Genomic DNA, 785 nt, shown 5'->3' on the forward strand with positions numbered 1-785 from the left:
CCTAATGGTTTCCAGATGGATGAGATGAACTGGTCGGAACAGAACATCAATTTGGCGCAAGACAGAGGAAATAAATTACAACAGGATGAAGTATTAAAGGCAGCGGGAATTTCTGACCCGGACAGTTTGTCTCCTACAGAAAGGAATCGTATATTAGGAGAAATTAACGCTGCCGCTGAGTATAAACAGCTAAGGGATTCCGGAAAAACAGATGCGGAGATAGCTGCGATGAGTCGTGATCAGAGAGAGGCGGCACTGGATCGGATCAATGGAGAGGTCAATCCGGAGACATTGGCGATTGCCGCACTTGCGAGTGTGGGGACATTCTTTGGGGGAGCTCTCGCTTATATGGGATTAGGTGGAGGAGCAAGTAACGGATCTACGCCACCGGTTCGGGGACAGGTGGTTGATGTTCCAGCCAGGAGAAGAGAGGATGGCGAGGATGATAATTCTCATCCTGCTGATGCTCCTGAGATGGGAGCTGATACTAGTCCAATTAAAAATACACCGGATGCGCCTGAGCCAGTGAAGCCACCTTTTAATAGGAACGAAGCATTAAATACTTTGAATAATTTAACTCAAACTCATATGGGAGATGAAAGTCAAAATTTGACTATCGATAGAACAAGAAGAGAAGCAAAAATTAAAGATTTAACGGACTCATTTACTGGCTTAAAGGCAGATCTTAACGCTAAATTAAAAGACTCAAGTTTAACAACAGCGGAAAAGAACGCCATTAAGAAAGAAATAGCTTCTTTAGAGAAAACAAAAGCGAGCCTGGAAGC

The 785-nt window shown here is 44.1% G+C and carries 1 protein-coding gene; it reads left to right on the forward strand.

Going from position 1 to position 785, the window contains the following annotated elements; genetic code table 11:
* Window positions 1-24 precede the first annotated feature (24 nt).
* On the forward strand, window positions 25-785 hold a 761-nt coding region (locus EHS11_RS18940; protein WP_135765961.1), incomplete at its 3' end, for a hypothetical protein.

Origin of the sequence: Leptospira ilyithenensis (assembly GCF_004771005.1) — a bacterium.
Classification (GTDB): domain Bacteria; phylum Spirochaetota; class Leptospiria; order Leptospirales; family Leptospiraceae; genus Leptospira_A; species Leptospira_A ilyithenensis.